28 protein-coding genes are annotated in these 23,906 nt (G+C 35.9%); 22 read left to right on the top strand and 6 right to left on the bottom strand.

What is annotated here, in order from left to right; translation table 11 throughout:
- The first annotated feature begins 163 nt into the window (after positions 1-163).
- From cas7fv to cas6f, 3 genes are read left to right on the top strand one after another with little or no spacing between them, the layout of a single operon-like run.
- A complete protein-coding gene (gene cas7fv, locus AVJ19_RS04145) occupies positions 164-1,153 on the top strand; it encodes a type I-Fv CRISPR-associated protein Cas7fv (protein ID WP_111858531.1) in 990 nt (329 codons plus the stop codon).
- Between the two features lie 11 nt (positions 1,154-1,164).
- The gene (gene cas5fv, locus AVJ19_RS04140) at positions 1,165-2,166 is read left to right on the top strand and encodes a type I-Fv CRISPR-associated protein Cas5fv (protein WP_111858530.1); all 1,002 of its coding nucleotides are present in this window, start codon (positions 1,165-1,167) and stop codon (positions 2,164-2,166) included.
- 10 nt (positions 2,167-2,176) lie between these two features.
- Positions 2,177-2,776, top strand: a complete 600-nt coding sequence (gene cas6f, locus AVJ19_RS04135; RefSeq protein WP_111858529.1) for a type I-F CRISPR-associated endoribonuclease Cas6/Csy4 — start codon at positions 2,177-2,179, stop codon at positions 2,774-2,776.
- A 65-nt stretch (positions 2,777-2,841) separates the two neighbouring features.
- Here cas6f and AVJ19_RS04130 read toward each other — a convergent pair whose 3' ends face one another.
- Both AVJ19_RS04130 and AVJ19_RS04125 read right to left on the bottom strand, forming a co-directional pair.
- Positions 2,842-4,041 (bottom strand): MFS transporter, encoded by a 1,200-nt coding sequence (locus AVJ19_RS04130; protein WP_111858528.1) that lies wholly within the window; start codon positions 4,039-4,041, stop codon positions 2,842-2,844.
- A complete protein-coding gene (locus AVJ19_RS04125; RefSeq protein ID WP_111858527.1) occupies positions 4,038-4,475 on the bottom strand; it encodes a MarR family winged helix-turn-helix transcriptional regulator in 438 nt (145 codons plus the stop codon). The genes AVJ19_RS04130 and AVJ19_RS04125 overlap by 4 nt, the downstream gene beginning before the upstream one ends.
- A 179-nt stretch (positions 4,476-4,654) precedes the next feature.
- On the opposite strand from AVJ19_RS04125, the gene AVJ19_RS04120 reads away from it, so the two are divergent.
- The 8 genes from AVJ19_RS04120 to AVJ19_RS04085 all read left to right on the top strand — a co-directional run bounded on the left by AVJ19_RS04120 (position 4,655) and on the right by AVJ19_RS04085 (position 10,656).
- A complete protein-coding gene (locus tag AVJ19_RS04120; RefSeq protein ID WP_111858526.1) occupies positions 4,655-5,482 on the top strand; it encodes a hypothetical protein in 828 nt (275 codons plus the stop codon).
- A 220-nt stretch (positions 5,483-5,702) separates the two neighbouring features.
- The gene (locus AVJ19_RS04115) at positions 5,703-6,161 is read left to right on the top strand and encodes a DUF2946 domain-containing protein (protein ID WP_111858525.1); all 459 of its coding nucleotides are present in this window, start codon (positions 5,703-5,705) and stop codon (positions 6,159-6,161) included.
- 88 nt (positions 6,162-6,249) lie between these two features.
- A complete protein-coding gene (locus tag AVJ19_RS04110) occupies positions 6,250-6,471 on the top strand; it encodes a hypothetical protein (protein ID WP_111858524.1) in 222 nt (73 codons plus the stop codon).
- A complete protein-coding gene (locus AVJ19_RS04105) occupies positions 6,465-7,919 on the top strand; it encodes a cytochrome ubiquinol oxidase subunit I (RefSeq protein ID WP_111858523.1) in 1,455 nt (484 codons plus the stop codon). The genes AVJ19_RS04110 and AVJ19_RS04105 overlap by 7 nt, the downstream gene beginning before the upstream one ends.
- Positions 7,919-8,923 carry a cytochrome d ubiquinol oxidase subunit II gene (gene cydB / locus AVJ19_RS04100; RefSeq protein ID WP_087553448.1) on the top strand — a complete coding sequence of 335 codons (1,005 nt, stop codon included), beginning with the start codon at positions 7,919-7,921 and terminating at the stop codon, positions 8,921-8,923. Before AVJ19_RS04105 ends, cydB begins: the two co-directional genes overlap by 1 nt.
- 94 nt (positions 8,924-9,017) lie before the next feature.
- A complete protein-coding gene (locus AVJ19_RS04095) occupies positions 9,018-9,125 on the top strand; it encodes a DUF2474 family protein (RefSeq protein WP_111858522.1) in 108 nt (35 codons plus the stop codon).
- Between the two features lie 172 nt (positions 9,126-9,297).
- Positions 9,298-10,146 carry a hypothetical protein gene (locus tag AVJ19_RS04090; protein ID WP_111858521.1) on the top strand — a complete coding sequence of 283 codons (849 nt, stop codon included), beginning with the start codon at positions 9,298-9,300 and terminating at the stop codon, positions 10,144-10,146.
- Between the two features lie 51 nt (positions 10,147-10,197).
- Positions 10,198-10,656, top strand: coding sequence for a hypothetical protein (locus AVJ19_RS04085; RefSeq protein WP_111858520.1), 459 nt, complete (start codon positions 10,198-10,200; stop codon positions 10,654-10,656).
- A 67-nt stretch (positions 10,657-10,723) separates the two neighbouring features.
- Here the strand turns inward: AVJ19_RS04085 and AVJ19_RS04080 are convergent, their stop codons facing one another.
- Positions 10,724-11,641, bottom strand: coding sequence for a LysR family transcriptional regulator (locus AVJ19_RS04080; protein ID WP_111858519.1), 918 nt, complete (start codon positions 11,639-11,641; stop codon positions 10,724-10,726).
- A gap of 89 nt (positions 11,642-11,730) precedes the next feature.
- On the opposite strand from AVJ19_RS04080, the gene AVJ19_RS04075 reads away from it, so the two are divergent.
- The 4 genes from AVJ19_RS04075 to AVJ19_RS04060 all read left to right on the top strand — a co-directional run bounded on the left by AVJ19_RS04075 (position 11,731) and on the right by AVJ19_RS04060 (position 15,967).
- A complete protein-coding gene (locus AVJ19_RS04075; protein WP_111858518.1) occupies positions 11,731-12,972 on the top strand; it encodes an acyl-CoA dehydrogenase family protein in 1,242 nt (413 codons plus the stop codon).
- A gap of 86 nt (positions 12,973-13,058) precedes the next feature.
- On the top strand, positions 13,059-14,180 hold the full coding sequence (locus tag AVJ19_RS04070) for a phosphotransferase family protein (protein ID WP_111858517.1): 1,122 nt from the start codon (positions 13,059-13,061) through the stop codon (positions 14,178-14,180).
- The gene (locus tag AVJ19_RS04065) at positions 14,177-14,875 is read left to right on the top strand and encodes a histidine phosphatase family protein (RefSeq protein WP_111858516.1); all 699 of its coding nucleotides are present in this window, start codon (positions 14,177-14,179) and stop codon (positions 14,873-14,875) included. Before AVJ19_RS04070 ends, AVJ19_RS04065 begins: the two co-directional genes overlap by 4 nt.
- Before the next feature lie 348 nt (positions 14,876-15,223).
- Positions 15,224-15,967 (top strand): SDR family oxidoreductase, encoded by a 744-nt coding sequence (locus AVJ19_RS04060; protein WP_111858515.1) that lies wholly within the window; start codon positions 15,224-15,226, stop codon positions 15,965-15,967.
- Between the two features lie 80 nt (positions 15,968-16,047).
- Here AVJ19_RS04060 and AVJ19_RS04055 read toward each other — a convergent pair whose 3' ends face one another.
- Entirely contained in the window at positions 16,048-16,737 is a 690-nt protein-coding gene (locus AVJ19_RS04055; RefSeq protein ID WP_111858514.1) for an SH3 domain-containing protein, read from the bottom strand.
- Between the two features lie 132 nt (positions 16,738-16,869).
- Between AVJ19_RS04055 and AVJ19_RS04050 the strand changes: the two genes are divergently transcribed.
- The 3 genes from AVJ19_RS04050 (at position 16,870) to AVJ19_RS04040 (ending at position 18,787) form a co-directional block, all read left to right on the top strand.
- Positions 16,870-17,583 carry an SGNH/GDSL hydrolase family protein gene (locus AVJ19_RS04050; RefSeq protein ID WP_111858513.1) on the top strand — a complete coding sequence of 238 codons (714 nt, stop codon included), beginning with the start codon at positions 16,870-16,872 and terminating at the stop codon, positions 17,581-17,583.
- Positions 17,584-17,674: 91 nt separating this feature from the next.
- Positions 17,675-17,995: a hypothetical protein gene (locus AVJ19_RS04045; protein ID WP_111858512.1), complete on the top strand. Its 321-nt coding sequence runs from the start codon at positions 17,675-17,677 to the stop codon at positions 17,993-17,995.
- Between the two features lie 201 nt (positions 17,996-18,196).
- Positions 18,197-18,787, top strand: a complete 591-nt coding sequence (locus AVJ19_RS04040; protein WP_111858511.1) for a uracil-DNA glycosylase family protein — start codon at positions 18,197-18,199, stop codon at positions 18,785-18,787.
- A gap of 78 nt (positions 18,788-18,865) precedes the next feature.
- On the opposite strand, the gene AVJ19_RS04035 is transcribed toward AVJ19_RS04040, so the two are convergent.
- Positions 18,866-20,260: an aspartate ammonia-lyase gene (locus AVJ19_RS04035; RefSeq protein WP_111858510.1), complete on the bottom strand. Its 1,395-nt coding sequence runs from the start codon at positions 20,258-20,260 to the stop codon at positions 18,866-18,868.
- A 128-nt stretch (positions 20,261-20,388) separates the two neighbouring features.
- Between AVJ19_RS04035 and AVJ19_RS04030 the strand changes: the two genes are divergently transcribed.
- The 4 genes from AVJ19_RS04030 to AVJ19_RS04015 all read left to right on the top strand — a co-directional run bounded on the left by AVJ19_RS04030 (position 20,389) and on the right by AVJ19_RS04015 (position 23,256).
- Entirely contained in the window at positions 20,389-21,261 is an 873-nt protein-coding gene (locus AVJ19_RS04030; protein WP_111858509.1) for a LysR substrate-binding domain-containing protein, read from the top strand.
- Positions 21,262-21,375: 114 nt separating this feature from the next.
- On the top strand, positions 21,376-22,182 hold the full coding sequence (locus tag AVJ19_RS04025) for a hypothetical protein (RefSeq protein WP_111858508.1): 807 nt from the start codon (positions 21,376-21,378) through the stop codon (positions 22,180-22,182).
- A complete protein-coding gene (locus AVJ19_RS04020; protein ID WP_111858507.1) occupies positions 22,179-22,565 on the top strand; it encodes a CidA/LrgA family protein in 387 nt (128 codons plus the stop codon). Before AVJ19_RS04025 ends, AVJ19_RS04020 begins: the two co-directional genes overlap by 4 nt.
- A 7-nt stretch (positions 22,566-22,572) precedes the next feature.
- Entirely contained in the window at positions 22,573-23,256 is a 684-nt protein-coding gene (locus AVJ19_RS04015; RefSeq protein WP_111858506.1) for an LrgB family protein, read from the top strand.
- 383 nt (positions 23,257-23,639) lie between these two features.
- Here AVJ19_RS04015 and AVJ19_RS04010 read toward each other — a convergent pair whose 3' ends face one another.
- Positions 23,640-23,888, bottom strand: coding sequence for a hypothetical protein (locus AVJ19_RS04010; protein WP_111858543.1), 249 nt, complete (start codon positions 23,886-23,888; stop codon positions 23,640-23,642).
- Positions 23,889-23,906: the final 18 nt, after the last annotated feature.

The raw sequence follows: 23,906 nt of genomic DNA, 5'->3' as shown, positions 1-23,906 counted from the left end.
TTTTAAGCTGCCTATACGGCAGTGTATGTAATAAGAAAAACTCTTATTTTCTAAGCTACCTGTACAGTAGTAAAACTATTATACAAGAGTGAAAAAGATAAAGGACAATTATTACATATCGCTAAGATTAATTATTCAACAACAAAACAAGAGGGGAAATAACATGGCTAAAGTAACAGGCGTGAAAAGTGTAGACTTTAAAATTACAGCGTATGGTTATGGGGTTGTGAATTGGAATGGTCCGACATCATTGACAGGAAATGATGGTAAGACGGTTGATAACCATACTTTACCTAAGTTACGTGGATTCAGTAATTTATCGGGTAAAATTAAAGAAGAAACAGGTTATAAATATCGTAAAGAAGCATCAGATATTAATTTTGATGAAACACCGTTATACATCAGCCAAAACTGTATTCGTCATCATTTATTCCGTGATCAGTCATTTGACTTACATTATGCAAAAGATAAAAACTTGATAGATGTTGTTGCTTCGATTACAGGCTTAATTCGTGGTTATGTTGTGCCATCAAGTCAATGTAAACGTACAAGTCCTTTATTAATTACGGATTTTATTGATCAATTGGGTAATGGTAATTTCGAACAGCTTTCAAATGCGAGTTCAAGTGAGGAAATTACGCAAGCCGATGGTACAAAAACATATAAGCGTGGTGAGAACTCAATTTTCTCTAAAACCACATTTGGTGATACTGAATACGAAGCTTATGGTTCAATCAGTATCGAACAACTGCAATTCATTTCACTTGATAAAAAATTTGATCGTGCATCTATGCTGATTAAAGAAGGTGAAGGTGAAAAGATTGCTGAAACCGTACAAAACTTTATTAAAAGTTTAGATCCAATCAAAGATCCGAAAGCAATTTTCCATAAAAATTATGTGCGCAAAGGTACGATTTTTAATGAGGGTGAAGTCGGGATTTTATTGGATAACACGGCAATAGATATTCTCGTAAATGAAACTTTAAACATGCTTCAAGAATTAGTCATCAAACAAGCCAAAGGCTATATGTGTGTTGATACTTTGGAAGTTGATTATAACGATAGCCAAAAAATGATGCGGATTAAGCGATATCCTGATCAAGCTAACCTAGAACCTCAAACAGATTATGCGGTTTATTTTGAAGCGCAATAATGAGGTGAGTGATGCAGATTATTATTGAATATGAATCTTCATGGCGTAACTCTTTTTTAGATGGTGAAGATAATACAGTTAAGCGTAATTTTATTGGCTCAATGACAGCATTAGGCGATAAAAAAGCTGAAAACTATAAGTCTAGAAATATTACCAAGAATACTGTAATGGGGATATTGAATAGACTTATTGGAGATCAGCGAAAATTGTATGATGCTAGAAGTCGTGATGATTATTATTTTAAAAGTATTGAGGATACTTTACAGGATAGTGATATTCATGATGAATATGTTTTAAGTCAAGAAGTTGTTTATTTGAGAAATATTTCAGGAAGTACAGATCAGAATTCTTTTACAGGAATGATTAAGTTAAGTGATCCTTGGCTAAGTGTAAATTATGCAAAAGAATTTTGGAGTGTGTTATGGATGAATTTGGATGAATTGATTCAATTTATTCAACATACAAATACTGAATCAGAAGTTCCTCCAATTCTAGATCCATTAAGTATTTTGCAAAGATTGGAAGAGGTGAAAAAGATAAAAGTTTCAACAACAGATGAAATTACGAAAATAGCTGAAATTTTATCTAGTCGTTATCCTAATTTTGCTTTAAAAGAATCTGCAAATAAAGTGGGTGTGTTACCTTTGTATTGTTCTGCTCTATATTTGAAATTAGATAGATTATCTGAAATGTATGATACATCTATTATAAGAGCATCTAGAGGTGGTTTGACAGGCATTTCTCATAATGGATTTACTCCTAAGAATTTAATGGAAAGATTTACTACGGGGCAACAAAAAATCGTTTGGGGTAATCCATACATTAATTCTAAGTTTATAAAAGGTGAGGGGGAGATTAAACAACTTCTTCATAAAGCGAGTGGTAAATTAACGATCAATCTGAATATTTCTAAAGAACAAGCGAGAGATTTAGAAGAAAAGATTGAAGATGCAGGCGTATCCTCTTTTTACTTGGGTAAAAAAGGGCTTGCGTATGTTACAGATATTCGATGAGGTCATTTGAATGAAATATTATATTGAAGTGACTTTGATGAAAAATGATGATTTTTCACCTTATGAATTATGGTCACGTATCTATACGCAGTTGCATATCGCATTTGCTGAAATTAAAGATGCGGATAACAAAGTCAATATTGGACTTTCTTTTCCTCAATATCGTTTTAATGTCGAAAAAGGCATTGGCTTTTTAGGTGAAAAAATTCGTCTTTTTGCAGAAACTCGGGCAGATTTGGAAAAAATAAATATTCAAAAGTGGTTAGAGCGTTTAACGGATTATTTGCATATCACATCTATTCGAGAAGTGCCTGAAGCTAAAATTGCAGGTTATGCAACCTATAGTCGTAAACAGGTCAAAACCAATGCTGAGCGATTGGCACGTCATCGTGTGAAACGTGGTGATATTGGTTTCGATGAAGCATTGGCACGTTATAGCAATGTGGTCACGGCTACGGACTTGCCTTATATCCAAATGAAAAGCTTAACCTCTGACAAAAGCTTTAAACTGTTCATCGAAAAGAAATCTGCGACAAAATCTGAAACTCAGGTTTTCAGCACTTATGGTTTAAGTTCAGCACATATACAAAGTACTGTACCTGAGTTTTAAACTTATATTGCTGATGAATATAAAAAAGAGAACCTTTGAGTTCTCTTTTTCTTTATTGATATGAGTTAAGCCAATGCTTTAGCTTTGACATATTTGCCATGTAAAACATAATAAATGAAGATACATAATAAAGCTGCAACAGCACTATACATATAAAGTGTCGAATAACTAATTGAGTTTAAAGCCAAACCTAAGAAATAAGGACCAAAACCTAAACCAGCATCCAAAAAGATAAAAAAGGTTGAAGTTGCAAAACCCATCCGTTCGATACTGGCACTTTTAACAGCTACGGTTTGACAAACAGATTGGATATTGCCATAGCCCAAACCAAGTAATGCTGCGCATAACAATAACATCCATGAATTTTGTACTTGGCTTAATAAGAATAAAGCAATTGCCATAATTAAAAATGCAGGATACATAATAATATTTTCACCTTTACGATCCATTAAAGGACCTGTAAATGGACGAGAAATTAAAATTGCAATCGCATACATGAGAAAGAAGACTGAAGCAGTTTCAACGAGATCAATTTCTTTGGCATAGAAATTCACAAAAGATAAAACCCCAGAATAACAAACCGAAGTCAACAACATAATGAAAGAAATTGGCAGGGCTTTTTTCTCAACAAATTGTGATAGCCAACTACTTTTTTCAACAGTTACTGTGGTTTGAATAGATTTTTCTTGCTGTGGTAAGTCGGGGATTTTCACAAAAAATGCTACGATTAAACAAAGCATTGCAATGATGGATGACAAAATAAAAATAGCATGATAACCAATATGTAACATCATCCAGATCGCTAAAAATGGACCAATCGCCGTACCCAAAGTACTGCTCATGCTGTAGTAGCCAATACCCTCACCACGTCGTGTTGGAGGAAGGATTTGAGCGATGATTGTGCCCAAGACAGTGGATGCCATACCCATCATAAAGCCATGCATAAAGCGTACGACGAGAAGCATTGCCACATCAAACTTAATAAAATAAAAGCCTGAAAAGATTAAAAATCCTGTTAAACCAACAATCAGTGTAGTTTTACGTCCAAAACGTGCTAAGAACTTACCCACCAATAAGCGTCCGATCAGTGTACCAACAATGAATAACCCTGAGACTAAGCCTGCTTGTGCGGTACTCGCACCAAGTTCTGCAACCACATAACCAACAATGACCACCACCAAAAGGTAGAAAATAAGGACCAATTGGAAATTGATTGCACTGACTAAGATAAAATTTCGTGTCCATAAAGGGACTTTACTGTTCATATCACACCTGATTTCATCAGTTGAAGTTGTTGCATAACCGATTCCATGGTGGATTTTGCATCATGCTGTTGTTGCGGTGAAACATCCGTTAAAAGTTGCTGTTCAAAGGCATCTATGCGTATAGAACAGCTTTGATAAAGCTGCAAACCTTGCTCAGAAAGGGCAAGCATTTTTTGACGCTTATCTTCAGTCTCCAATTGTGTCAGTAGATTCATCTGTTGCAAGATTTGCACACGTTTGGTGATCGAGGGTTTGGAGACATTGAGATATTCAGCAATATCCAGTGAAGTACAATGTTTTTTTAAATGAATCACATAAATCACTTGCCACAGTGAATAATTGAGCCCTAGAGGTTCTAGAATTTGGTTAATTGCATCACTGAGCATACGGGCACATTTTAAAATCAAAGCACGCAAGGTTTGTTGTTGTGGCATAATAGTTAACTAGGGTAACTAAATTAATGTCACTATACGCTTCGGATTATCAATATTCAAGTGCATCACATTTGCATTTTAAAAGGGGCTTTCATACACTCAAACCATGTAAGAGTGACATTGGATTTTAAAGATAAAATATGCAAATTTTGTATGATGAATTAAGTGAAATATAAAATATGACCAAATATAGACAACGAGCAAAAAAGAAAAAATTTGATCCCAATAAGATTTATTTGCATCATTTAAGACAACAATGGATGGAACAGGTTGCTGTAGAAAAGCAAGAACGTATGGATCACATGTTTAAAACACAATACAAACAGCAGTTTCCATTGCCACTGAAAGGTAAGCCTGCTTATGTGATGAGTAGCATCATTAAATATCTGATCTTAGTTTTTATTGTTTATACGGTTGTATCATTGAGCATATTGATTGGTTTTGATGATGCTTTTATTGAAAAATATTGGCGAATATTGGGCAGTGTTATATTGATATTGCCTATTTTTATTCTACTTCATCGAACGATATATACATCTCAATCCAAAGTAATCATCCAAAACTTTCAGATTTACCCTGATACTGTCGCGATTCTTTTTACAGATGGTTCAACTGAGCAGATCCATTATTGTGATATTGATTCTGTTCATATGGTCTCAGTAGGAAAAACACATCATATGGAAATACGCTATACATTAACACATAAGAAGGAATTACAAGATTATCCTCGAATGTTTGAGTTGGATTTTACGTTCAAGAAAGTGTTTTTTCTCAAAAATAAATATCAAATGTATAGTGCTTTTTTACAACAATTACAGATTAAAAATCCGAGTGCACGTATTGATACAGGATCTTGGTATAAAAGCGCTTTTAATATGGAAAGTTTTCAACTAAATGAAAGACGGTTATTGATTATTAAATGGTCAAATATCTTATTTTGGGCTATTTTTGTTATGACGATATTTGTTGTGCTCTTTTATCCAGAATATAAACATTACTTTAAATAAAAGCTAGCACAATTCCTTAGCATAAAAATATATAAGTATTGCTGTAAAGTGAATAAAGATGCTTTAAAAATATTGAAATATAGACTATAGTAGAAATGTAAAGTTGAGTGATGCGCTTGGTTTTTAATCAATGCGAAAGCCATTATGGTTTGTCTCATGATGATTTAAATTTTAAGTGAATCTTCACTCTTACCTTTGATCCAATAATGGGCAATCAATTGTGCTAAGACGTAGTGGGCTGTTGCTTGCATTTGCAACAGTATTGTTACAGCTTGCGGTTTTTTTACAACCGTTACTCCCTGAGCAATATCAAATTGCTCCGGTCTGTGAGCATATTACCCGTTCATTGTTACATTCTCAGCGTCAGCATACAGATGCGCGTGACAACAGTTTCATCCATCATTTTTTACATCTCGATCAGATTCAAGACGATTGGCAAGATGTACACCAACTGACTCATCATCAAAACAGTCACCATCACGATAGTAACCATCAGTGTCAGTATTGTGTGGTCTATGGCAATTTGGTATTACCTCCTGAGTTGGGGGTCAAAGAGATTTTGGATCGTATACAAGTCCGTTTGATTGCCTATAGCAAAACCCATCAACATGTTTACTTCGCTTTACAGCGACTGTATCTCCTGCCGCAAGGTCGAGCCCCACCAAGCCTCTTTGCATAATTTTATGTCGTGAATTGTTGTGTTTTATCCATATATTTCAGCGATAAAAACAACAGCTCAATTTTCGAATTTTATGTAGAGATTTATTATGCAAATGCAATTATTCCCAATAAATCGGGGAAGAGATTTGTTCCGCCTATTGTTTTGTTTGTTGGGTTGTAAATTGACCGAGTTGGTTAAAAAAACTGCAATCATAAATCAACAGACGGTTGTACCGCATTGTGTTTATGCTAAAGGCGTAAAACAAAAACTGCACAATGCCGTATTAAAGAATGAATGGCTTGAAAAGGTTGAGGTGGTGTTATGTTAGGACTTACAGCACTTGAATTGGCACGCATTCAGTTTGCTTTCACTGTGTCTTTTCATATTATTTTCCCTGCAATTTCCATTGGTTTAGCGAGCTTTCTTGCTGTGTTGGAATGGCGTTGGCTAAAAACCAAAGACCCTGTATATCAAGACTTATTTAAGTTTTGGGTCAAAATCTTCGCCGTGGCTTTTGGTATGGGCGTGGTATCCGGTGTGGTAATGAGTTATCAGTTCGGTACCAATTGGAGTGAATTTTCCCGTGTAGCAGGTTCTGTGACAGGTCCATTGCTGACTTATGAAGTTTTAAGCGCCTTTTTCTTAGAGGCAGGCTTCCTCGGTATCATGCTGTTTGGTTGGGGGCGTGTAGGACCTCGAGCGCATTTCTTTGCCACAGCCATGGTAGCAGTCGGAACTTGTATTTCGATGTTTTGGATTTTGTCCTCTAACAGTTGGATGCAAACCCCGCAAGGCTTTAGCATTGAAAATGGCATCATCGTGCCGCAAGATTGGTTTGCAATCGTATTCAACCCATCATTTCCATATCGTTTAGCCCACATGGCTGCAGCAGCATTCCTTGTTTCAGCACTTTTAGTTGCATCAACAGCAGGATGGCATTTGCTCAAGGGTCGCCGTGATGCTTTGGTGAAAAAGTCATTTTCCATGGCAATGTGGATGATTCTCATCCTTGCACCTTTACAAGTGATCATTGGTGATAATCACGGTTTAAATACTTTGAAACATCAACCTGCCAAATTGGCTGCCATTGAAGGGCATTGGGAAACCAATAAAGGCGAAGGTATGCCGTTATATTTATTCGGTATTCCTGATATGGAAGCAGAAGAGACGAAATATGCGATTGGTATTCCAAACTTGGGCAGCTTGATCATGACCCACAGTATGGATGGAGAGGTGAACGGTTTAAAGGAATTTGCCAAAGAAGATCGTCCAAACTCATTGGTGGTGTTTTGGAGTTTCCGCATCATGGTCGGATTAGGCGTATTGATGATTCTCTTGGCACTATTTGCATTGGTATTACGCAAAGGTGGCAAGCTGTATGAAAATAAATGGTTACACCGTTTTGCCTTTGTGATGGGACCTTCAGGTTTCATTGCCTTACTTGCAGGTTGGTTTACCACTGAAGTCGGTCGTCAACCATGGGTGGTTTATGGCGTAATGCGCACTAAAGATGCCTTGTCGCCAGTATCTGCTGAACAAGTTGGTTTAACTTTGATTATTTTCGTGGTGGTGTACTGCGTGGTATTCGGAATCGGGATTTATTACATGCTGAAACTGATGCATAAAGGTCCTGAGTTTATCCATGCAAGCCCTGAGGGCATAGTACATAGCGAAGAAGCGGTGATTCTTGCTTCTAAACGTCCACTCAGTACAGTGGAAGAAAGCCTAGATGTTGATGCAAATACTCAAAATAGCAATGAACAGGAGCGTAAATAATGATTGATTTATCTCTGATTTGGATTGTTATTATTGCCATTGGCGTATTTATCTACGTGGTGTTGGATGGTTTTGATTTGGGAATCGGGATTTTATTTCCATTCTTCAAAGATCAACACGAACGTGATGTGATGATGAATACTGTCGCACCTGTGTGGGATGGGAATGAAACGTGGATGGTACTTGGTGGTGCTGCATTATATGCGGCATTCCCGATGGTCTATGCCACTGTATTATCCGCTTTATATTTACCGATTATTTTCATGGTCATCGCTTTAATCTTCCGTGGCGTGGCTTTTGAATTCCGCTTTAAAGCCAATCGTACCAAGCATTTGTGGGATAAAGCTTTTATTGGTGGTTCTATTCTTGCGAGTTTTTTCCAAGGCATGATCTTGGGTGCGTATATCCAAGGCATTAAAGTTGAAAATCACATGTATGCGGGTGGAGGGCTAGATTGGCTGACTCCATTTACTGTATTTACAGGGATTGGGGTGGTTGTACTTTATGCCGCTTTGGGATGTGGTTGGTTAATCTTTAAAACCGACCATGACTTGCAAGATCGTATGTATAAACTGATGCCGAAAATGATTATTGCTTTATTTGTAATCTTTGGGGCAGTGAGTATCTATACACCGATGGCGCATCCTGAAATTGCAGCACGTTGGTTTAGCCAACCGCAGTTGATGTATTTTAGCCCTGTACCAATTTTGGTGGTGATATTTACATGGCTCGTTCTACGTGCATGTAAGAATCGTGCTGAATTGAGCCCATTTATCTATACTTTGGCTTTGGTTTTCCTTGCTTATACAGGCTTTATGATCAGTCTATGGCCATATATCATTCCGCCATCCATTACGATTTGGGATGCAGCAGCACCACAAAGCAGTCAATTATTTGCTTTAATTGGTGCATTGATTTTGATTCCAATCATCTTGATTTATACAGGGCTGTCATATTGGGTATTCCGTGACAAAGTCCGTGTGGGTGATGAAGGTTATCATTAAGTTTAGTGCAATCGGTTTGCTTAGGTGGTGTAAATAGCCTAAGCAATTTAGATACTTCATTGGCATATCGAACATAGAAATAGAGGTGACGACATTGAAATTATCTCAAACTCAATGGTTTATCATTTTATGGCTAGGTGGTTTTCTAACACTTGCTGTGATCGCAGGATTTTTTAGGATGTTGATTCAGCTCGCTTATTAAAAAGAGCTGAATTGATTATGTTGTGATCAGCCTGAGCAAGTGGCATTTTGCTCAGGCTTTTTATTGCATTCAAATATAAAATTGGCAATATAATAGAAAAATAACTCTCTTTTTCTATGTTATGGGTTGTATTCTAAAATCATATTTCATTTAAATCATATAAGGGCATTGCATGTATATCGGCAGTACAGCACCTGAAAGGGCAGCGCGTTTTTTGGTATTGCAACAATCTGATCCCCCCAAAGAAGTACAGCAATATATACAGAATCATCAAATTAAAAATTTGATTCTCGATGGGCAGCACTGTGATATTTTTAATTCACAAAGCAATGACTTTATTGAAATATTTAACGATATGGAGATTGTGCATTTAGCCAATTTGAGTATTAAAAACAGTGCATTTTTATACCAATTTCAAAAGGCATGCAGACTTGAAATTAAGCATTGCAAATTTACAGGACGAGAGCCGATTGATTGGCAACGACTGCCCCAATTACAGGAACTTTTTACACGATACAGCCCTCGATTTGAGCATTTATTTGATCATCCACAGCTGAATTGTCTTTTTCTTGAAAATTTTACGGTGGAGGGATTCCAATTCCCACAAAATAACCAAATCAAGACTTTAGCGCTTGAAAAAAGTGCGCCGTGTGAATGGGTAACACTGCGCAATTTTCCGAATCTAATCGCTTTATATTTGGTGAATATCAAAAGTTTACAAGACATCAGTTGGTTGAAACACCTAAAAAATCTACAGGATATTGAGCTGAGCCGTTGTAAAAATGCAAAGCAGGTGATGCAGAACTTGGCTGAATTACCACAGCTTGAAACGATTTATTTAAGTGAAATGGGGAATTTTGACTGTTTATTGCCTTTACAACGATTGCGTCAACTCAAAGAATTCACCATTGAAAATGGTGGAAAATTGCAAAATCCTGAAGCTAAATTTCTAAAACAGATGCAAGGGCTTAAATTTTCTATAGAAATGTCCAATGCAACTTTTAGCAATGACTATATTTAATCTAAATAATATCTAAAATGAATCAGAACATCTTAAGACAGGGCAGAGGAAATGGTTGATTTAACAGCAGATATTATTCCTTATCAAGCGATTGCACAGATCCAACTCGGTGCAAATATTGAAGTATATCGAGATGAATTGCTGATGATGGGATGTGAACATAAGGAAAATATATTTTCAAATCAAAGCATTGAGTATTTTCATTTACAGGGTGTACTGAGCGTGGCATCTCGTGATGGCGTGATCATTGGGATAACGGCTGAAACTGAATATCAAGGAAAATATGCGGGGCAGGTCTATGCAGGCATGACCTTGCAGCAGTTGAAAGAGATCAGTTTAGATCTCGTTATGGCAAATGGCGCTTTGATTTTAAATCAAAATTTTGGCATGGTACTTTGGTTGGCTTCACCCAATGACGAGTTATATGACACTGTTTTAGAACTGCCTGATCATGCCGTGATTGATTCGATTACGGTGGGAAATTATGATGAATGGAAATTTTTTTGTTAATTTTCAAATCATTTGATTTTGAGCAACTTTCTCCATAATCAGATCCATTTATACCGATCAAAATAGCCTAAGCAAAAATAGAAATAAATTGCTCACGCAAAAACACATGCCTCGAATTCTTCAATAAATCTTTAGACCAAAACATTCCAATATTGATCAAAGGCAAATTCAAAGGGTGATCAAAAACTTCAATATTTTGTGCAACCGACAAATGACTCAGAACTTCTTGTGGAATGGTCAACACTGCATCTTGATCACGGGCTAAAATTTGTAAAGCCGTAGAATAGTGCTGACAACGCAGTAAAATTTGCCGTGAAACATTGTGTTGTTGAATAAAAGAATCTTCCAATAAAATACCTGTACGCCTTGATGAAACACCTATATGTTTTGCTGAAAAATAGTGTTGTTTATTCATCATTTTTTGTTGGCTACAGACCACAAATTTATCTTGAATCAGGGTTTGAAACTCAATGTTATTGCCATAATTTTGTTGCAGATCAATTGCAAAATCAATTTGTTGTGTCGCAAGTTCAGCTTGAATATTTTTACGGTCAAGTTTCGTGCTGAGAAATTGAATATCCAAATTTAAAGTTTGGAAATGTTGGAAAAGTCTTGGAAATATCAGCGGTTCGATTTCATCATGTATGGCAATTTTTAAGGTTTTTACCATGCTTGGATTAAAGTCTTGCTGCGTATTGGAGAGTTGTTGCAGCAGTGCCAATGCGTGCACGATTTGCGGATAAATCTGCTCTGCAAAAGGGGTTGGGCGCATTTTTTGTTGATGACGGATAAAAAGGTCATCTTTTAACAGTAAGCGTAAACGTTGCAGTGCATGACTGACCGCAGATTGACTGACACATAGGATTTGTGCGGCTTGGGTAATACTGCTTTGTTCATAAATCGCAATAAAAAGTGGATATAAATTAATATCAATACGGTGGAAAACCGATAAATCCAAGTCAGTTTTATTATGAATAGTATTCATAGAGCAGTATTTAATAAAATCATTTTATTCATAGTAAAGTTGATCGTATGCTGTTGTAAAGCACCACACACATTTTCAAGGATATAAAAATGTTTGAACTTTCAGTACGTGCGCAGGATTTTGTAAAACGTACCCAAGCTTTTATTCAAAATGAAATTGAACCTGTAGAAACAGAATTTTGGCATGCGGTTCATCATTTAAACCAAGGTGGCGATTGGACAAAATGGCAATGGCCGACTCAACTTGAAATTTTAAAAGATAAAGCAAAACAAGCAGGTCTTTGGAATATGTTCCTGCCTGATGCTGAATTGGGTCAAGGTTTATCGGTACAGGAATATGCCCATATTGCTGAACTTTCAGGGCGCAGTTTAATTGCACCAACCGTATTTAACTGTAATGCGCCTGACAGCGGCAATATGGAAGTGCTTTGGCGTTATGGTTCAGAAGCGCAAAAAGAACAATGGTTGAAACCTTTATTGGATGGAAAAATCCGTTCCGTCTTTTGTATGACTGAACCTGAGGTTGCCTCATCCGATGCCACCAATATGCAAGCAACGGCGGTGGTCGATGGTGATGAAATTGTCTTGAATGGACGTAAATGGTGGTCTTCAGGTTTGGGTGATCCCAATGCAAAAATCATTATTTTTATGGCACATACCCCTGATGAAAGCAAAGACCGTCATCATCAACATTCGATGGTTCTCGTTCCTGTTGATACAAAAGGCGTGACCATTGAACGGATGCTGCCTGTATTTGGTGATTATGATGCACCACACGGTCACGGTGAAGTCAGCTTTGATAATGTTCGTGTACCTGTGTCCAATTTTATTGGCGGTGCAGGGCAAGGTTTTGCCATTGCGCAAGGGCGTTTAGGACCGGGGCGAATTCATCATTGTATGCGTTGTATTGGTGCTGCTGAAAAATCCTTAGAATTGATGATTGATCGTGGCATGAGTCGCCAAGCCTTTGGTAAAGAAATTCTTAAACTTGGTGGCAATCTTGAACGTGTTGCTGAAGCTCGGGTTGCCATTGATCAAGCACGGCTGTTGACCTTGTATGCAGCGTATAAAATGGATACTTTAGGCAATATGGCAGCTTTAACCGAAATCTCTGCGATTAAAGTCGTTGCGCCATCTGTACTTGAAAAAGTGGTCGATATGGCAATACAAATTCATGGTGGTGCAGGCGTGTCAAGAGATACACCACTGACAGGATTCTTTGCGCAGGCGCGTGCTTTACGTTTGGCGGATGGACCTGATGAAGTGCATAAAGGCATGATCGCAAAATTGGAGCTGAAAAAACGTGGTTATGGTGGTGCACGTCAAAAGTAAACTTTAATTATTTGAAAAGTCATTTCCCTATGTAATGATGGACATGGGGAAATACACAATTGAAAATCAAAAATCAGGGAAAACGCATGTCAGTGATTGATATTGGTGGAAATGTACGTGAAGGTGAAGAACTCGATATTCGGGCAGTCGGTAATTGGCTGATTGAAAATGGTTCAGAAATTTCAGGACCTGTCGAAGTCACGCAATATTCAGGTGGTGCTTCAAATTGGACTTATCGCTTAAAATATGCCAATGCTGATTTAATTTTACGGCGTCCACCCAAAGGTACCAAAGCCAAATCTGCTCATGACATGGCACGAGAATTTAACGTGCAAAATTGGCTTGCACCGTATTATCCTGTATTGCCTGAAATGGTTGCGCTATGTCAGGATGAATCGGTGATTGGTTGCGATTTTTATGTCATGAAACGCATTGAAGGGATTATCCCACGTGCCAAACTGCCGTATGAGCTCAATTTTCAAGAAGAGCAAGTCCGTGAATTGTGCATCAATGTTTTAGATAAATTGATCGAATTACATCAAGTTCCGTTTCAAGGCACCAAGTTGGAACAGCTTGGCAAAGGTGATGGTTATTGTCGTCGTCAAGTGGAAGGTTGGGACAATCGTTACGAGAAAGCCCATACCATCAATGTACCAAGTTTTAAATTTGTCCGTAAATGGCTGAATGAAAATATTCCTGCGGACTCCACAAGTTGTGTGATTCATAATGATTGGCGCTTTGATAATGTGATTCTCGATCCAAAAAATCCAACCCAAGTCATCGGTGTATTGGATTGGGAAATGGCGACCATTGGTGATCCATTGATGGATTTGGGTTCAGCATTGGCATATTGGGTCGAAGATACCGACAATCAAATTTTTAAATCGACCCGTCGTCAACCAACCCATTTAAAAGGTATGTTTACCCGTAAAGAAGTGGTGGAATATTACTTGGAAAAAACAGGCTTACAACCTGAGAATTGGACGTTTTACGAAGTTTTCGGCATTTTCCGTTTGGCGGTCATTGCCCAACAAATTTACTATCGTTATTACCACAAACAGACCAATAATCCTGCCTTTAAAGATTTTTGGATCGTGATTCATGCCTTACATATTCGTGCATTAAAATTGATTGGTATGCAGAAAATTGAAGCCAATGAAATTGCACATAAATATATGACAAAAATGAAGGAAATTTTAGCAAAATGACCACGATTTATTTGGTTCGTCATGGACAAGCGTCTTTTGGTGCAGCAAGTTATGACAAACTCTCTCCCAATGGTGAGTTACAGGGAAAAATTTTAGGACAGTATTTCGAAAAAATTTTGAAAGAAGCGCCTTATGTTGTTGCGGGTTCGATGCAACGCCATCAACAAACGGCCAATTTTGCTTTGGCGGAATGTTTTCCTGAAGTTCAAATCGTGACAGACAGTGCTTGGAATGAGTTTAATCATCAGCAAGTATTTGCACAGTATGATCCACGCTTTAATGAACCGCATTTACTGCGTGAAGACGTTGCCAAAGAAGAAAGTCCAAGAGCCTATTTAGCCAAAATTTTTGAAGGGGCAATTGGACGTTGGACAGGGGGAGATCATCATCATGAATATGACGAGTCTTGGCCAAACTTTAAAAATCGTGTTGAAACGGCGTTACAAAATCTCTGTGATGAATTGGCAAAGACGAAGCCTCGCTATGCAGTGGTGTTTACTTCGGGTGGTGTGATCTCGGTTGCAGCGGGGAAATTGTTGGAACTCAGTCCAAATAAAACCTTTGCGTTAAATTGGGCGATTGCCAATGCAAGTTTAACCACGTTGCGTTTGGTGGGAAATGAACCACAATTACTCAGTTTAAATGAACACCATTTTATTAAAGCAGCAGATCCGCAACTTCTAACGTGGATTTGATATAGCATTTTTTATAATTGATTCAAATTCACAGTATTTAAAAAATTTGGATTCTAGATAGTTTTTTGATACTCGGAGATGTCGTCCGCAACTGTTTGAGGCAAGACTAGATTCGATGAATAATGTTTCTGCGATTGCTAATATCAACAGATGGTATTTGACGAGTTTTGCGGATGACAATGGTTTTGCCTACTTTTCCCGAAAGAAAAGTAGGTCGAGCCGAAGGCTATTCGCCTAATTAAAATTTTAGATGTATGACTCCGCAGAGTGGATAAGATTTAAATATTCAATCTACTGAATTATTTGATATAGATTTATTAAAATTTTTAGAAAATTAAGGAATACAATATGGCAAAAACGATTTTGATTACAGGTGCAAGTTCGGGGATCGGTGCAGGCATGGCACGAGAATTTGCCCAAAAAGGCTATAACTTAGCGATTTGTGCAAGACGTTTAGAGCGTCTTGAAATGCTGAAACAAGAACTTGAATCAAAATACGGCGTAAAAGTCATTGCAAAAACATTGGATGTAACTGCTTACGATCAAGTATTTCAAGTCTTTCGTGAATTTAAACAAGACTTTGGCTCGATTGATCGAATTATTGTCAATGCAGGTGTGGGTGATGGACGTCGTATTGGCAATGGTAAATTTGAAATTAACCGAGCAACGGTTGAAACCAACTTCATTTCTGCTTTGGCGCAATGCGAAGCGGCTGTCGAAATATTCCGTGAACAAAAGTTTGGTCATCTCGTGGTGATCTCATCCATGAGTGCCATTCGTGGTATGCCAAAACACTTAACGGCGTATGGTGCAAGTAAAGCAGGTGTGGCTGCATTGGCAGAAGGCATTCGTGCGGAACTGATTGATACCAAAATCAAAGTTTCAACGATTTTCCCGGGTTATATCCGTACTGAAATTAATGAAGGTGCGAAAAAATTACCATTTGAAGTGGATGTGGAAACAGGCTCGCATTTATTGGTCAAAGCCATTGAAAAACAACCTGTGAAAGCCTATGTTCCGCAATGGCCATGGTTGCCATTAGGACTTGCAATGAAAGTATTGCCACTGAAAATTGTGAATAAATTAGGTTAATGATTTAGAAAATTAATCTTTTCAATGTCCAAAAATTGAATAAAAGGAGAGTTTTAAAGCTTTCCTTTTTATTTGCTTGATTATTTTTTCTTTAAATATATCGCTTGTACATAACCTTCAGTTTCTATGCCATCAAGATCAACAGAAACTTTTAACCAATAGTCATTGATCGTATTGCCATAAACATTGACCATCGTATTACGTGGAATTTCTGCCAATACTATGCCATTTATAGAAGCCTGATCACGCAATGAAATCTTGGTAGTCACATGTGCCTGATAAATATCATGCATAAAAATAACATAAGATTCAATAAAATACGTTGTTAATGCTGATTTGTTGAAATTAAAACAATACAACAGAAAAAGTAGATCCAATAACCATTGTTGATATTTTGCAATCGCAGAATTATAGCGATCCATTTTAAAATGAGGATCTATACTGAGTTTTGATGCTGTACTTACTTGGAGATCATAATCCGCCAAAATTTCTTTAAACTGCTGCTGCTGATGCTTGAACGGATCTGAAGATAATTTTTCAGTTTCAGCTAGACGTTGTAACTGTAGTAAAAGAAAAGGCTGTGTCTGAATTTTTTCGATATTTTTTAAAATATCATTCACTTGTAAATGGATGCTCGGTATTGCATTGGTATGGTGAATAAATTTTTTTAATTTTTCTATGCATGGTTTAAGTTCAATCAATTTTTCAAGTGAATGAATAAATGTGTTGACTTCATTTTCCTGCATCTGATGCTCAAGTTTTTTAGCCAAGACATACCCCTTGAACATTGCGAAAAGATGATAGGATTATAATTTAGTCAATATAAAATACCTGATTATTCTAAGCTTTAACCGTATAATTAACAATAACACGCCTTGAATAATTCTATTTCTGAAAATTTCATGTTACGACTTAAATTGCTCACATTCGGCTTGCTTCCTTCATTAATATTACAAGGCTACCAAGTCAAGAAAAATACCCCACGTTTAGCCGAAGCCTTGGGTGATCGCCAAGGTGTGATTGGACAGGGCGAAGCTTTATCCATTTTGATTTTAGGTGATTCGGCTGCGGCAGGTGTAGGCGTAGAGCAACAAGAAAATGCCTTATTAGGCGCATTATTGTTTGAGTTAAAAAATGACTTTGCTATTACCTACCAACTTGAAGCCAAAACGGGGGATACGACTTTACAGGTATTGGAACGAACAAAATTATTAAACAATCAGCACTTTGATGTTGTCATCACTTCAGTGGGTGTCAATGATGTCACCAAGTTGATTTCACCGCAAAAATGGATTGGGCAACAACAGGCTTTTTATCATGAAATAGAACATAAATTTTCGCCTGATTTAGTCCTTGTCACAGGTGTCCCGCCCATGCATTTATTTCCTGCGTTGCCGAATCCTTTGGCATGGTTATTTGGGCAATATTCCACGGCGATGAATCAGAAATTAGCAAATTTTGTGGCTCAAAAATCAAGTTTTGAATTCATTCAGTTTGATTTGGCACATTTCAAAGCACTCAACCTTGATATGGCTGAAGATGGTTTCCATCCAAGTAAAGAGATTTATCAGCTTTGGGCGCATCAAATTTCTCAATATATTTTGAATAAATTTTGATGTTAGAATAATTGAAAATCCAACAATGAGAAAATAATGAATTATTTTGCAAAAACACTCTATTAGGTTTTAACTACCTAATGAGAGCAATATGGATAAACTTAAACATCTTAAACCGCAATATGTAAAAGTTGTTAAAAAAGGGCTAACTGGTGATTATGACGATGAATTTTTTCCTAATCGTCAAGACAGAATAGACCGCAAATACAGTGTAAAACAAGAAAAAAGTAATTTTTTCTTGCATGAGATTGAGTATAGATATTATTTTCTTAAACTCAGATGTAAACGCGGTCGACCATTGATGGATTCTTGGACGGCTGGTTATGCTCCATTTTCTTGCTATGGCGGGAAAAATTGGAAGCATCAATCAAAAAGAAAACATCAATATTTTCGACTAAAAAATTTAGATTAATGTTTTAGCAAAAGGAAACGTCATGTTTCCTTTGTTTTATTGAAACTTATTTTCTTGTAACAATCAAATCCAAACCAAATGCATTTAATAATTTTAAAATAGATTGGAAAACAAGACTTGGATACAGTTCTAATTTCATTCCAAACTTTGGATTGAATGTTATGATTTATGGGTAAATATTAAATCATGAATATTTGATCAATGACTGAATCCATCATCGAAACTCATCCATTACAACCATTTTTACCTAAAAATGCCAAGCTTTTAATGCTCGGTAGTTTTCCACCACCAAAAACGCGCTGGAAAATGGATTTCTATTATCCGAATTACCACAATGACATGTGGCGGATTTTTGGTTTGATCTTTTTTCAGGATAAAGACTATTTTTTGGATTTACCTAATAAGAACTTCAAAGAACAAAAAATACGTGATTTTTTAAATGAAAAGGGCATTGCGATTTTTGACACGGCGTATCAGGTCATCCGTTTAAAAGGTAATGCTTCAGATAAATTCCTACAGATTGAAACACCGACTGATTTAAAATTATTGTTGGATCAAATGCCTGAATGCACAAATATCATGACCACAGGGGACAAAGCCACTGATACCTTGATGTTGTCCATGCCTGAGGGAACTAACAAACCGCAGATGGGGCATGCCGTACAGACGACTTTTGATCAGCGAGCTATTACTTTATATCGAATGCCTTCATCGTCTCGGGCTTATCCATTGGCTTTAGATCTGAAAGCTGAAGCGTATCAAAACTTATTTAAAGAGGTTGGTTTTTTATAAATTTATAATTAAATCAATATTTAAGTAAAATAGGGAAATGCGATTACATTTCCCTATCCATAAATTATTCTATACTGTTTAGAAATTGACTAAATTTTTAATGGAAAAAATATCATCCAAAGATTGTTTACTCAGTAAGTTTTCATCTTCGATAATACTGAGAATACTTTTACCTGTTTCATTGGCAGCTTTGGCAATACGTGTTGTTGTTTCATAACCAAGGTATGGATTCAGTGCAGTGATAATACCGATTGAATTATCGACTAAATTTTTGCAGTGTGATGCATTCGCAGTTACGCTATCAATACAGTAATTTTTAAACATTTTGACTGTTTTTTCTAACAGATCAATCGACTCAAATAATTTAAGTGCAATCAAAGGTTCCATAGCATTGAGTTGTAATTGCCCTGATTCTGCTGCTAAAGTAATCGCTAAATCATTCGCAATGATTTGATAACATGCGATGTTTACTGCTTCAGGAATAACAGGGTTCACTTTGCCTGGCATAATCGAGCTGCCTGGTTGGCGAGGTTCTAAATTGATCTCATTAATACCTGTACGAGGACCGCTTGAAAGTAAGCGTAAGTCATTGGCAATCTTTGATAATTTAGTTGCAGTACGTTTCAGTAAACCTGACAATAATACAAAATCACCCATATCAGAGCTGGCTTCGATCAAGTGTGGCGCAGTCATCATCGGTCTTTGCGTAATATCTGATAGTGCTGCTAGTGCCTCTTTTTTATACTGTTCAGAAGCATTGATCCCTGTCCCAATCGCAGTACCACCAAGGTTGACATAACACAGCGTTTCAGAAGAAATATCTAATATTTTTTCGATGTCTTTCTTTAACGTGACTGAAAAACCTGAAAACTCTTGTCCTAAAGTCATCGGTACAGCATCTTGCAACTGAGTGCGTCCCATTTTAACAACATTGGCAAATTCAATGCCTTTTTGCGCAAAACTTTCGATTAACTCATTGAATGGCTGAGTTAATTTTTCTAAACTGAGTAATAAGCCTAGTTTAATTGAAGTCGGATATACATCATTGGTGGATTGAGACATGTTGACATCATTATTTGGATGTAAATTTTTGTATTCACCTTTTGCATGCCCCATAAACTCTAAAGCAATATTTGCAATAACTTCATTCGCATTCATATTGGTCGAAGTACCCGCACCACCTTGTAACATATCAATTTGAAATTGATCATGGTAGTTGTCTTGTATTAATTCATTGCATGCAAATTGAATCGCTTTTAACTTTTCACTAGATAGTAGATCAGTACGATGGTTCGCTTCTGCACAAGCCAATTTCACCATCGCAAGTGCCTTGATAAATAAAGGAAAGTGATATAATTTTGTTGCACTTAAATTAAAGTTTTCAAGAGCTCTTAATGTTTGTACGCCATAATAAGCTTGAGCAGGAATTTCTTTTTGACCTAATAAATCTGATTCTAAACGGTGCTGAGACATGAATATTGTCCAATGAAGATTTAATAAAAGCATAAAAGTAAAAAATCAGCCTGACCAATGCAAAAAATGTAAAATGCATGCATTTTTTGCATACAATGTAGATGTTTTAATCAGAGGAAGAATGCCCAATGAGTTTAGATATTCGATGGATTGAAGATATTTTGGCACTTGATAAGATGAAGTCTATTTCTAAAGCTGCAGAAATCCGTTTTGTCACACAGTCCGCATTTACAAGAAGAATCCAACAAATTGAGATGGATTTAGGGCAAGAAATTCTGATTAGAAATGGGAAAAATATCGAATTTAATGAAGTTGGACAAGTGCTTTTATCTACTGCGAAAAATATTAAAGATCAACTTGATCTGACATTGGGCTTACTGAATAAACTGAATACACAAGATAAAATTATTAAATTTTCAGTTTCACATTCTTTAATGTCGAACTATTTTTCGCAAGTCGTGAAATTTTTACCTGAAAAATTAAAGGATTTCCATCTTGAAATTATTACTAATAACGTGGGTGAGGGACTAAAAAATCTAAAAGAGGGCGGTTGTCATTTTTTAATTTGCTATGCTGATACTACTTTATTAAATTCCTTGGATGAGGACTTAATTGCGCATTGTAGATTAGGAGAAATGGATATTATTCCTGTATGTACAGTTGAGCAAAATTATGATTTTGAAAAAGATGAGAATATTCCATTATTAATGTATGGCTCTAAAGCCTATTTGAGGAAATATGTAGATCAAAAAATTCAAATGCTTGATTATAAAATTTTATATGAAACAGATAATGCACTTGATTTAAAAGAACTCGTTTTACAGGGTTTAGGTGTAGCATGGCTGCCTAAAAATGTTGTAAATAATGAAATTAAACAAAAAAAATTAAAAATAGTTGGGAACGAGTCTTATTATTCAAGGCAAGAAATTCACATTTTAAAAAGTAAAATAAATGTAAATCCTAATTTACAATTGGTTTGGGAGAGTTTGACACACGCTTAAGGAGGAAACAAAAAATTAATCTGTTATAAAAAATTAGCCAAAATTTGTGTATAGATGAAAGAGAATAAGCTTTCTATACTATAACAGCGTAAAATAAATGCATTGGAATCATGTATGTTTAAAACAGAAATACTTCAACAACTCAGTGAAGTTTTTAACAGTGAAATATGTTTTGACGATATTTTAAAATGCCTAGATCTCGATTTACATGAGCTTACAACACGGTTATTGCATGCTGCTCAATGTAGAATACAAGCACAGGCTAACTGTACTGCAATTATTCAAAGTGCGATTCATTTACAAAGTTATGACATTGCTTATTTATTTTCGCCTTTTATTTTGTCTAATTTAAATCAGAAAACAATTTATACGACACCGAAAACCAAAACGGTATCTAATATTTTCAATCAATATTTTGATACTAGTGAGATGGAATTAGCAAAAAATACTGAAATTTTGCAGGATTTGAATTTCTCCATTCAGTTTAGTGATATAGAACAGGACAATACTGTATTTTTATATCAATACCTATTTGCAGCTTTATGTAATAAAAAAGTCAAAAATATTTTTATTCTCTCAGAGATTAAAACTCATTCAAATCAATTAAAAAGCTTAGAGATACAATTTGGTGTACGTATTTTTATGATTTCTTCAACGCATAAAAAATTAGATATTTTAGATTTAGATATGCGTAAATTATTATTTAAAAATAAAGATGTACAATACGTAGAACTATGTGCTGATTTTGCAGAAATGAATGCTCAAATTTTAGTGCCATTGGTTACATTGACACTGGATCAGGCAACACATCTAGTTGATGATATGTTTTATTCTGAACATGTTTTTGAAAAATTATCAGTTTATAGTGAATACATGACAACTCGTATCTTTAATGCTAAGCAGTTGTCTACGGCATCATGAGTAAAAAAAAGCGATTAGATTCAAATTTATTTGCAAAATTTTCAATAAATGCCTCTCAGATTTTCATTATTTTTTTGATTTGGGCAGTAGCGGATCAATTGCAGTCCATTTTTAATATTCAAATCTCGAGTAGTATATTAGGATTTTTTTTATTACTGTTTTTACTACAGAAAAATTTTTTGAAAGTTGAATATGTTGAACACGGTGCAAATATTTTACTGGCAGAGCTTTTGTTATTTTTTATTCCACCTGTTGTCGGTATTATTCAATATCAAGACCTATTAATCAAAGATGGTGTGAAAATTCTGATCGTCGTTTTTATTAGTACATGTTTGGTGATGTTGAGCTCAATATTTACTGTCCGTTTATTGATGAAATCTTAGGTTGTTAATGAATATTTGGTCAATATTTTTTCTTATTATCACAATTATTGGTTATTTTTGTGCTAAGACATTTTTTCTAAAAACACAAAAAATTTATTTTTCTCCAATTATTACAGTTCCTATTTTATGTATTATTCTCATTTATCTCAGCAATAAAAATTTCATAGATTATTATCACTATACGCAATTTTTAGTATGGATGTTAGCTCCAATTACCATTTCTTTTGCAGTGCCTGTATTTCATTATCGAGAGATGATCTGTAAAAATTTTAAAGTTTTAATCCTGAGTTCATGTATTTCCATGAGCATAGGTATGCTCAGTAGTTGGTATTTAGCTTCAATTTTTCAATTAGATAGCATCGTGAAAAATAGTTTATTTGCTCGTTCAATTTCTATTCCTTTTGCACTCATTCTCACTGAAAAAATTAATGCATCTGTAAGTTTAATTCCATTATTTACAGTCATTACAGGTTTGGTTGGTATGTTGTTTGGTGATTTGATCCTGCAACTCTGTAGTAGTGGTCATAACAAAATCGCCAATGGTACTGCTTTAGGTAATGGTGCACATGCAATGGGTGTTGCAAGGGCAAAACAACGTCATGCTGAAGAGGGGGTAATTGCTAGTTTAGCAATGATTATTTCAGGCATCATGATGGTTTTTATTGGTCCAATTGTGTTTAAGCTACTATAGTCTGATACTAAGAGTAATCCCTAATCTAGTTAAAATTCACAATGAATAAAGGCGGCATATTATTTTTTGTGGAGAATAAAGATCTTCTGATTAACGAACGGCGATTTATTTATAGTAAAAGTTGCGCCAACACTTGCTGTTGATCGGGTGCAATCTCTGATATCCCATTTAACATAATATACATTATGCGAAATCTGCGCTCTATTTATCGAGGCTTAGGAAAGAAAAGCCACGCAATAAAAACAATGAAAATTAAAGCTAAAATTAAAAACTTCATAAATATCTCCAGTGAGAAATGGTTACTGGCATCTTATTAATGGGGGTCTCTAAAAATCCCATTCCCCACGAGCAAACTTGCGGTATTGATTGTTTTTTAGCCAACATTATTCAATCCCCATTTCACGCATAACATCGTTTTCTTCTTTGACTGAATCGCAGTATTCAGCGACAACAGCAGACTTATAGCCCCACTCCTGCATCACCATCTCAAGATGAAAAAGAACCTTTTCAGATTCAAATGCAGGATTCCCCCCAATGATCAATTGGCAAGCACGGTCAAAAACAACTTTGGCAACAGATTCAAATGATTTTTGTGTTTGTAATTCAGGAAATGTCGATAGACGTTGTTGCAGCTCTAAAAGCTCCAATGC

This window comes from Acinetobacter sp. CFCC 10889, from assembly GCF_003268395.1.
Classification (GTDB): Bacteria; Pseudomonadota; Gammaproteobacteria; order Pseudomonadales; family Moraxellaceae; genus Acinetobacter.
This window is presented reverse-complemented; position numbering and strand designations above follow the sequence as displayed.

Bases quoted from the DNA above. Each gene is read 5' to 3' on its own strand.
- AVJ19_RS04080 (WP_111858519.1), bottom strand. From the start codon at position 11,641: ATGAATACTATTCATAATAAAACTGACTTGGATTTATCGGTTTTCCAC.
- AVJ19_RS04035 (WP_111858510.1), bottom strand. From the start codon at position 20,260: ATGTCTCAGCACCGTTTAGAATCAGATTTATTAGGTCAAAAAGAAATT.
- AVJ19_RS04110 (WP_111858524.1), top strand. From the start codon at position 6,250: ATGCAAATGCAATTATTCCCAATAAATCGGGGAAGAGATTTGTTCCGC.
- AVJ19_RS04105 (WP_111858523.1), top strand. From the start codon at position 6,465: ATGTTAGGACTTACAGCACTTGAATTGGCACGCATTCAGTTTGCTTTC.
- AVJ19_RS04120 (WP_111858526.1), top strand. From the start codon at position 4,655: ATGACCAAATATAGACAACGAGCAAAAAAGAAAAAATTTGATCCCAAT.
- AVJ19_RS04050 (WP_111858513.1), top strand. From the start codon at position 16,870: ATGTTACGACTTAAATTGCTCACATTCGGCTTGCTTCCTTCATTAATA.
- cas7fv (WP_111858531.1), top strand. From the start codon at position 164: ATGGCTAAAGTAACAGGCGTGAAAAGTGTAGACTTTAAAATTACAGCG.
- AVJ19_RS04070 (WP_111858517.1), top strand. From the start codon at position 13,059: ATGTCAGTGATTGATATTGGTGGAAATGTACGTGAAGGTGAAGAACTC.
- AVJ19_RS04130 (WP_111858528.1), bottom strand. From the start codon at position 4,041: ATGAACAGTAAAGTCCCTTTATGGACACGAAATTTTATCTTAGTCAGT.
- AVJ19_RS04045 (WP_111858512.1), top strand. From the start codon at position 17,675: ATGGATAAACTTAAACATCTTAAACCGCAATATGTAAAAGTTGTTAAA.
- cydB (WP_087553448.1), top strand. From the start codon at position 7,919: ATGATTGATTTATCTCTGATTTGGATTGTTATTATTGCCATTGGCGTA.
- AVJ19_RS04090 (WP_111858521.1), top strand. From the start codon at position 9,298: ATGTATATCGGCAGTACAGCACCTGAAAGGGCAGCGCGTTTTTTGGTA.
- AVJ19_RS04060 (WP_111858515.1), top strand. From the start codon at position 15,224: ATGGCAAAAACGATTTTGATTACAGGTGCAAGTTCGGGGATCGGTGCA.
- AVJ19_RS04030 (WP_111858509.1), top strand. From the start codon at position 20,389: ATGAGTTTAGATATTCGATGGATTGAAGATATTTTGGCACTTGATAAG.
- cas5fv (WP_111858530.1), top strand. From the start codon at position 1,165: ATGCAGATTATTATTGAATATGAATCTTCATGGCGTAACTCTTTTTTA.
- AVJ19_RS04025 (WP_111858508.1), top strand. From the start codon at position 21,376: ATGTTTAAAACAGAAATACTTCAACAACTCAGTGAAGTTTTTAACAGT.
- AVJ19_RS04065 (WP_111858516.1), top strand. From the start codon at position 14,177: ATGACCACGATTTATTTGGTTCGTCATGGACAAGCGTCTTTTGGTGCA.
- AVJ19_RS04125 (WP_111858527.1), bottom strand. From the start codon at position 4,475: ATGCCACAACAACAAACCTTGCGTGCTTTGATTTTAAAATGTGCCCGT.
- AVJ19_RS04020 (WP_111858507.1), top strand. From the start codon at position 22,179: ATGAGTAAAAAAAAGCGATTAGATTCAAATTTATTTGCAAAATTTTCA.
- AVJ19_RS04075 (WP_111858518.1), top strand. From the start codon at position 11,731: ATGTTTGAACTTTCAGTACGTGCGCAGGATTTTGTAAAACGTACCCAA.
- AVJ19_RS04015 (WP_111858506.1), top strand. From the start codon at position 22,573: ATGAATATTTGGTCAATATTTTTTCTTATTATCACAATTATTGGTTAT.
- cas6f (WP_111858529.1), top strand. From the start codon at position 2,177: ATGAAATATTATATTGAAGTGACTTTGATGAAAAATGATGATTTTTCA.
- AVJ19_RS04040 (WP_111858511.1), top strand. From the start codon at position 18,197: ATGACTGAATCCATCATCGAAACTCATCCATTACAACCATTTTTACCT.
- AVJ19_RS04085 (WP_111858520.1), top strand. From the start codon at position 10,198: ATGGTTGATTTAACAGCAGATATTATTCCTTATCAAGCGATTGCACAG.